Raw genomic sequence first — 8150 nt, forward strand, 5'->3', positions numbered from 1 at the left:
CGAACTCCTGTCGCCGGGGACATCGAAGGATCGGGAAATGGAAGGAGCGAGACGTTGGAACAAATCTGTGTCTGTGTGTCACACGGTAGCAACGTGGCCCCGCTCACACAAGGGGTTCGGGCATGCAAGTCCGGCCCGACCGGTCACTGCTCGGTCGGGCCGGACGGTTCGTGCAGGGTTAGGGCGTGGCCTGGTCGCTCGGCGGCAACCATGTACGGGCGGCGGTCACCAACGCGGTCACGCCGATCGGCAGAGTCGGCTCGATGACCGGGGCGTAGTGGGGGGAGTGGTTGGACGGCACGGTGAGCAGTGCGGGGTCCGTCATGTCTCCCGTGGTGAACAGGGAAGGATCCGCCCCGCCGAGCAGCCAGTAGGACAGCGGCGCCCCGGAGCTGGTCGCGAGGATGCCGACGTCCTCGCTGCCTGCTCCTGCGCCCGGATCGAGAATGTTGTCCCGGCCGAGCCATGTGGCGAACGCGTCGAGGCTCTTCTTCAATGCCTCAGGGGTGTTCATGACGACCGGAAACCGTTCGATTTCCGTTATCGTCGGCTCCTCCGGTGCTCCGGCGGTCTCCGCTTCACCGCGAACGATGCGCTCGACACTGTCGAGGATGCGGCGTCGCACGGTGGTGTCGTAGCTGCGAATGTTCAACTGGATCTCGGCGTGACCGGGAATCACGTTGGCGGCGTCACCTGCGTGGATCGACCCGACGGTGAGCACGGCCGTCGCGGTGCTCGGGACCTCGCGGGAAATGACGGTCTGCAGGCGCAATACCGTTGCCGACGCCAGCACGATGGGATCGACCGAGGCCTCCGGCATCGACCCGTGTGCACCCTTGCCGACGAGCCGCACGCGCAGTGAATCCGACCCCGCGTAGGACGCACCCGGATGCCCGGCGATCTTCCCTGCGGGCAGGGGTGCCACGTGCTGGCCGAGCACGACGTCCGGCTTGGGGAACCTGTCGAACAATCCGTCGTCGACCATCGCCTGCGCACCCGCACCCAGCTCTTCGGCCGGCTGGAACACGAGCAGCAGTGTGCCGTTCCAGCGGGACCGGTCGGCGGCGAGGATCTGCGCCGCGCCGAGCAGGCAGGTGGTGTGCAGGTCATGGCCGCACGCATGGGCGACCGGGACCGTGCCTCCGTGCTCATCGGTGACCGTCACGGTGCTGGCATAGTCGAGTCCGGTTTCCTCCCGGATGGGCAGCGCATCCATGTCCGCCCGGAGCAGCGCTGTCGGGCCCGTGCCGTTCTTCAGGACACCGACCACCCCGGTCTTCCCGACTCCGGTCGTGACCTCGAACCCTGCTGCCGTCAGTCGTTCGGCGACGAGGGCGGCGGTGCGGTGTTCCTGGAATCCGAGTTCGGGATGTCGGTGAATGTCCTTGTACAGGTCGGCGAGCGCCGGATTGATCACGATGTCGCTGGGTGCTGTCATGGTTTTCCCTTCGACGAAGGTCGTCTGCTGGGCAGGCGACCCGATTTTCAGGTTTCCATGTGCCTTGTGTCCGCCGCCTCGAACGGGGCGCACGTGGGTGCCATTCTTTCAGTTCTCATCCGAACGAGCGCGGTGCGCCAAACGGGTGCGCGAGGCGACCCCGAACTCGCGCGCGCTCCGGGATCCCCAGATGGCGCCCGAAGTGGGTCCCCAATCAAGTTACTGGCTGGTAATTTGGGCTGGGACTCCGACGAAAGGCCGAGCCGTGACCGAGCTGCTGTTCAACCCGAAAACCTACGACCCGCAGGAATTCGATCCGGAGACCCGGCGACTGTTGCGCGCGACGATCGACTGGTTCGAGAACCGTGGCAAGGAGCGCCTGCTCGCCGACGACCTCGACGCGGTGTGGGTCGCGGACTTTCTCGAGTTCGTGAAGGACGAGAAGCTGTTCGCCACCTTTCAGACGCCTGCCGAGTTCGGCGGCGGCGACCCGAACCGGCGCTGGGACGCGGCCCGCAACGCCGCCCTGAGCGAGATCCTCGGGTTCTACGGCCTGGCGTACTGGTACGCCTGGCAGGTCACCATCCTCGGCCTCGGGCCGATCTGGATGAGCGAGAACGACAAGGCCCGCCAGCGTGCCGCCGACGAACTGTCCGCGGGCGGTGTGATGGCCTTCGGCCTGTCCGAGCGCACGCACGGCGCCGACGTGTACTCCACCGACATGCTTCTCACCCCGGTCGCCGGAGAGAATGCGTCGGGAGAGGGCGGGGTCGCGTTCCGGGCGACGGGGGACAAGTACTACATCGGCAACGGCAACGTCGCCGGCATGGTCTCGGTGTTCGGTCGACGCACCGACATCGACGGCCCCGAGGGCTACGTCTTCTTCGTCGCGGACAGCCGACACTCGAACTACCAGCTGATCGACAACGTCATCCACGGCCAGATGTACGTCAGCACCTTCCGGCTCGAGGACTACCCGGTCCGCGAGGAGGACATCCTGCACACCGGGGTGCAGGCATTCGAGGCCGCACTCAACACCGTCAACGTCGGCAAGTTCAATCTGTGCACCGGCTCGATCGGCATCAGCGAGCACGCCTTCTACGAGGCGATCACCCACGCGCACAACAGGATCCTCTACGGAAACCCGGTCACCGACTTCACCCATGTGCGCGCCGCTTTCGTGGACGCATACAGCCGGCTCGTCGCGATGAAGCAGTTCAGTGCCCGTGCGGTGGACTACTTCCGCAGCGCCGGTCTCGACGACCGCCGCTACCTGCTCTTCAACCCGATGACCAAGGCCAAGGTCACCTCCGAGGGCGAGCGGGTGATCGCGCTGCTGCACGACGTCATCGCCGCCAAGGGCTACGAGAAGAACACCTACTTCCGCGAGGCCGTCGAGGTGATCGGCACCCTCCCCAAGCTCGAGGGCACCGTGCACGTGAACGTCGGGCTGATCCTCAAGTTCATGCCGAACTACCTGTTCGCCCCGGCGGAGTACCCGGAGATCGGCACCCGGCTCGACGCCGCCGACGACGAGTTCTTCTGGCACCAGGGCCCCACCAGGGGTGCGGCCAAGGTGCAGTTCCACGACTGGGTTCCGGTCTACGAGCGGCACGCCGACCTCCCCAACGTGGCGCTGTTCCTCGAGCAGGCGCGGGCCCTGCAGGAGCTGCTCACCACCGCGGGCCCGGACGCCGCGCAGCAGAAGGATCTGGACTTCCTGCTCAACGTCGGTCACCTGTTCTCGCTGGTCGTCTACGGCCAGCTGATCCTCGAACAGGCCGAGCTCACCGGCCTCGACCGCGATCTGCTCGACCAGATCTTCGACTTCCAGGTCCGCGACTTCTCCGCGTATGCCGTGGCACTGCACGGCAAGCCCTCCTCGACGCAGGCCCAGCAGGCGTGGGCGCTGGGGGTGATCCGCAAGCCGGTGGTCGACGGCCAGCGGTTCGCGAGGGTCTGGGACCAGGTGGTGGCCTACGATGGCGCCTACGAGATGACGCCGTAGCGTCGGCTGGGGGGAACACGATGAAACTTGTTCGTGCGGTGGTGGTGTCGGCAGTCGTTGCGGCATCGATGACGGGCGGCACCGCCGCGGCGTCGACCGGCTCGTCGGCCGACCCGGCGGGGATCTCGCCCACGTACACGCTCGGCGGCGGGGCGCTCGGGTGCGTCGGGACCGTGGATGCGCACTACGATCCGAACGCCCTTTTCTACGGGCAGAACCCGACGATCTGGGTGCGACCGGAGTTCACCTTCGTCCCCGGTCTGTTCCAGAACCCGTACTGCGGCGTCGAGGCCACGCTGCGCTGGAAGAACCTGGACACCGGCGCGAGCGGAGTCTTCCCGGGGCCGCCGGTCCCACTCGGCGACGACACGCCGCTGTCGCCGACGGACGGCCCGTGGGTGCCGATGACCGCACCCACCGGGGCCGGACGGATCGAGGTCCAGATCGACACCAATTTCCCGCACGTTCCGGGTCGCGGCACCATCGTCGTCGGTTAGCCATTCGCGACTCGGGTGGGAGACGGCGAACCCTGACGGTGTCGGGGCTCTGATCATGGTCGAGGGCGTCGCGGCCGGTGGCGATTCCGCCGGCCGTCGCGCCCTTTCCCGTGTGACGCGGACGTCGTCGCAGAGGGGTTCGGGTAGGCAGGAACATGTGTCATAGCGGCAGCGGTGATCGGTTCTAGATTGCTGGTCCAACGCTGGCAGGATTCGGTGAACGAGTTCCAGAATCTGATCGACACCGGTCGACTGGACACCTTGATAAACAGGTGTCCAGCAAATAGTGTCGGGGACGAGCGACGAGTTGTTCGTCACAGTGCGAGGAGGCTTTGGTGGAGTTTGGCATCACGCTGTTCACGAGCGACCGCGGTATCACCCCCGCGGCCGCGGCGCGGGCGGTGGAACGGTTCGGATTCGATTCGTTCTACGTCCCCGAGCACACGCACATCCCCGTCCGGCGCGACGCCGCGCACCCGCAGACCGGCGACGAATCGCTGCCCGACGACCGGTACATGCGCACCCTGGACCCGTGGGTCTCGCTCGGGACCGCCGCGTCGGTGACCGAGCGGATCCGGCTCGGCACCGCCGTCGCGTTGCCCGTCGAACACGACCCGATCACCCTGGCGAAGACCATCGCCTCCCTCGACCACCTGTCCGGTGGCCGCGTCACCCTCGGCGTCGGCTACGGCTGGAACCTCGACGAACTCACCGACCACGGTGTCCCGACCGGCAAGCGCCGCACCATGCTGCGCGAGTACCTCGAAGGCATGCAGGCGCTGTGGTCGCAGGAGGAGGCGTCCTACGAGGGCGAGTTCCTCAGCTTCGGTCCGAGCTGGGCGTGGCCGAAAACCATTCAGCAGCCGAGGGTTCCAATCATCGTCGGGGCGGCGGGCAACGAGAAGAACTTCAAGTGGATCGCCCGGTCCGCGGACGGCTGGATGACCACCCCGATCGAGCAGGACATCGACGACAACGTCCTGCTGCTGCGCAAGACGTGGGAGGCCGCCGGCCGGGAGGGTTCGCCGCGGATCGTCGTCCTCGATCGCAAGCCGGTCCCCGAAACGCTCTCGCGTTGGGAAGACCTCGGGGTCGACGAGGTGGTGTACGGGATGCCGGACGCCGACGAAGCGACCGTCGTCGCGTACCTCGAGAAGCTGGCGGGCAAGCTCGACCGCTCGCCCGCTGCGAACTGAGCGGGGTCGAACACGCTGCGCCCGGACGGGTTTCCCGCCCGGGCGCCTTCGTCTCAGGTGGAGGAGGTGTGCGGTGGCGCATTTCGTGACGCGATACGATTTCCGGGCTCCGGGATACTCGCCCGATGCCCGGCGGCGCCTGTTCGCGGTCGCGCTGGAGCAGGCGTCCTATGTGGATGCGAAGGGGCACACGGCGATCACGCTGTCCGAGCATCACGGCTCGGACGACGGCTACCTGCCCAGTCCGCTGCTCGTGGCGTCCGCGTTCGCGGCACGCACGACGCGGATCCCGATCTCCGTCGCCGCGCTGGTGGTGAACCTCTACGACCCGATCCGTCTCGCCGAGGACATCGCCGTGCTCGACCACCTCAGTGGCGGGCGCGTCACCTACACCGTCGGACTCGGGTACCGGCCCGAGGAGTACGCGCTGTTCGGGCGTCCGTGGAAAACCCGCGCGCGAGACCTGGAGACGGCGATCGGTCGGATATTCGACGCCTGGGCGAGCGGCGAGGTGACACCGGCGCCGTTGACCGTGCCGCACCCGGTGATGTTCTACGGCGGCGGGGTGCCGGCGGCCGCGACGCGGGCGGCACGGCTTGGGTTGCACTTCCAGCCGGAGGTGGTCGACCGGGAGCTGAAGCGGCTCTATGTCGACGAGTGCCGTGCGCTCGGCCGCGACCCGGGGCTCGTGATGTTCCCGCCGCCGGGTCCCGCGACGGTGTTCTGTGCTGACGACCCCGACGCGTTCTGGGCGAAGTTCGGCCACCACCTGCTCGCCGATGCACTGGCCTACCGGTCCTGGATCGGCGAGCGGGACTCGCACGTGAAGGACTCCTCGGCCACCGTCGATGAACTGCGCGAGGCCGGCGTCTACCGGGTGTACACGCCGGAGGATCTGATCGAGGCATGCCGGTCCGGCGTGGTCCCCGTGGTCACCAGCCACCCGCTGTGCGGCGGTATGCCCGAGGAGCCGTCGTGGGAGAGTCTGCGGCTCATCAGCGAAGTGGTCATGCCCGCAGCGTGATCAGCGTGGCCTCCCGCCGTCCGCCTGAGGGAGCCCGCAACTCCAACGAGGTTGCTTCCGCAGGTCCAGGGGTTGTGCGCGCGGCTGAAGCAGCGGCCAGACCCGGCCTGAACAATTGCGCCAGTGGTTCGCGTTGCACGGCGGCGGATGCAACGAGTACCCAGTCCCGCTGGTCGTCTTTCCCAGCAACGGACGGCTTTCCGTCGCTCGTGCCGTCGTGACCCATGAGAAGTCGGCTCGGGGGAGGCAGGAGATGACCGACGGCCTCGGCGCACTCGGCAATATCTATGTGTGCTGTCAAGCCCAGGATCCTTCGAACACCGGCCCCATGATCTCGCTGCGGGTCGACGAGGGAAGCGTCGACCCGCACCGATTGTCTTTTCCCACTTGGCATGTCCGTAGAATCTGGATATGCGTTGCGCGGTCGAAGGAGAAGACCTGGATGGGGCATATCTCCAGGTCGACGAGCGCGAGGTCGTCGATATGTCCGCCGCGCGGAGCGTAGGGGTGCGATGTGGCTGAGATTGCGAATCGGAGGCGCTCGCAACCACCGCCCCCTCGTGTCGTCTACGAGGCCTTGGTAAACCCGGATCGCGATCCCGCTCGCCCATGGCTGATTCTGCGTGAGGATGAGCAATATCCCTCGATCGAGAAGAGCATTGAGCCGAACCTCGTGGTTTGGACTTCGATCTGGCGATGGCGGCCGGATGCTCGTATCCGCTTCGATGTATGCACCACTGCTGGCAGCAGCACCGAACTCCGTTGGACTCTCGTCGTCGACGAGCCGCTTCCGGACGAGGAGACAACGACTCGTATGCGCAAGCGCATCAACGAGCTTGTCAACGCGAACCTTCGCGAGACGTTCGGCCAGTAAGCACTGACCGGCCAAGGGCCCTGGCCGTCGAGGGCCGTGGGTGAGGAAGCATCGATGCACAACGTCTAAGCGGATTGCGACAAGACAGCGGTTGGTCTGTCGCTCTGGTCGTCCCTCATGGTGCGCCACAGCCGCTTCGCAACCTGTCGTTTGAGGCATCGCATAGCCTCTCGTGGGTCTTGCCTTCGGCCATCTTGCGTTGGTGGTAGGCGTATCCGTCGCTGCTGGGTGTTCTGGCTTGGGTGACTGCGACGATGTGGATGGCCGAGTTCAGGGTGCGGTCGCCGGACCGGACTCGATCGTGGCCATGCTCGACTCCATCGCGACGGCGCTCGAGGAGGGGACGGACTGCGAGGGGTGGGTGCCTGTCATCGAGGACGGTCTACTCAGTTGGGACTTTCAGCCATCGGGCCCCGATCAGGCAATGAGTTGATCCTTCACGTGGAGTCGCTGGTCCTCGCGCATGGTTCGCCAGAGTTCCTTGGCCGGTGGGGCGCGAAGTTCTGGTGGTCGGCGCTCATCGTGATGCTTCCCATCTTCGGTGCACTCTCGTGGTTCGCATTTGGGGCCCGCCGTCGCCAACTCGTTCGCTAACGATCCAACCGCCGCCCCGGCTCTTTGGTGCACGCCGACGAGGTGGTCGCCAGCCGTTGTCACCCCATTTTCGTGTCAGTCGGAAGCGGCCGGATCGCCCTGAACTGGTTCGAGGCATTGTCGGTGTCGAACTTGCGCTCCACACGAGGTCACTCCGAGGTGCAAGTCGGATGCCGATGGCCATTCCTTGTGTGTGGCACAGCAACGCCCCGGGTCGCGACCCGTCGTGAGGTCGTGGCCCGGGCGGTGCTGTTCGGTTGTGCTTGTTCAGCTGGTGAAGATGAGATCTCTTCGGTTGTGGGCGGGCACGGGTCTTCGCTGCGGGTCCATCCAGCGCGGAGGCACGAACCACGGGTGACCGTCGTCCGTGCTGACGAACACTTCCCATTCACCCTTGTGGATGAGGCCGTGGTGGAAGCGGCATAGCAGCACCAGGTTCGAGAGTTTCGTGGGTCCGCCGTTGGACCAGTGGTGGATATGGTGGCCGTCGGTCCAGGCGGCGGGGCGGCCGCAGCCTGG

7 protein-coding genes are annotated in these 8150 nt (G+C 66.4%); 5 read left to right on the forward strand and 2 right to left on the reverse strand.

Translation table 11 applies throughout. From position 1 onward, the window contains the following. Nucleotides 1–178 precede the first annotated feature (178 nt). Entirely contained in the window at nucleotides 179–1438 is a 1260-nt protein-coding gene (locus tag ACWDU4_RS24115) for an amidohydrolase (RefSeq protein WP_450116464.1), read from the reverse strand. A gap of 265 nt (nucleotides 1439–1703) precedes the next feature. Here ACWDU4_RS24115 and ACWDU4_RS24120 point away from each other — a divergent pair, with 265 nt between their 5' ends. The 5 genes from ACWDU4_RS24120 to ACWDU4_RS24140 all read left to right on the forward strand — a co-directional run bounded on the left by ACWDU4_RS24120 (nucleotide 1704) and on the right by ACWDU4_RS24140 (nucleotide 7037). Beyond that, nucleotides 1704–3446, forward strand: a complete 1743-nt coding sequence (locus ACWDU4_RS24120) for an acyl-CoA dehydrogenase family protein (protein ID WP_450116465.1) — start codon at nucleotides 1704–1706, stop codon at nucleotides 3444–3446. 20 nt (nucleotides 3447–3466) lie between these two features. Next, a complete protein-coding gene (locus tag ACWDU4_RS24125) occupies nucleotides 3467–3943 on the forward strand; it encodes a hypothetical protein (protein WP_450116466.1) in 477 nt (158 codons plus the stop codon). A gap of 335 nt (nucleotides 3944–4278) precedes the next feature. After that, nucleotides 4279–5139 carry an LLM class F420-dependent oxidoreductase gene (locus ACWDU4_RS24130; protein WP_450116467.1) on the forward strand — a complete coding sequence of 287 codons (861 nt, stop codon included), beginning with the start codon at nucleotides 4279–4281 and terminating at the stop codon, nucleotides 5137–5139. Nucleotides 5140–5224: 85 nt separating this feature from the next. Further along, entirely contained in the window at nucleotides 5225–6163 is a 939-nt protein-coding gene (locus ACWDU4_RS24135; RefSeq protein WP_450116468.1) for an LLM class flavin-dependent oxidoreductase, read from the forward strand. A gap of 514 nt (nucleotides 6164–6677) precedes the next feature. Continuing rightward, nucleotides 6678–7037 (forward strand): hypothetical protein, encoded by a 360-nt coding sequence (locus ACWDU4_RS24140; RefSeq protein WP_450116469.1) that lies wholly within the window; start codon nucleotides 6678–6680, stop codon nucleotides 7035–7037. Nucleotides 7038–7898: 861 nt separating this feature from the next. On the opposite strand, the gene ACWDU4_RS24145 is transcribed toward ACWDU4_RS24140, so the two are convergent. Further along, the coding region (locus ACWDU4_RS24145) for an HNH endonuclease signature motif containing protein (RefSeq protein WP_450113925.1) at nucleotides 7899–8150 on the reverse strand (252 nt) is incomplete at its 5' end.

Source organism: Rhodococcus sp. NPDC003348, assembly GCF_053589375.1.

Bases quoted from the DNA above. Each gene is read 5' to 3' on its own strand.
- ACWDU4_RS24115 (WP_450116464.1), bottom strand. From the start codon at position 1,438: ATGACAGCACCCAGCGACATCGTGATCAATCCGGCGCTCGCCGACCTG.
- ACWDU4_RS24125 (WP_450116466.1), top strand. From the start codon at position 3,467: ATGAAACTTGTTCGTGCGGTGGTGGTGTCGGCAGTCGTTGCGGCATCG.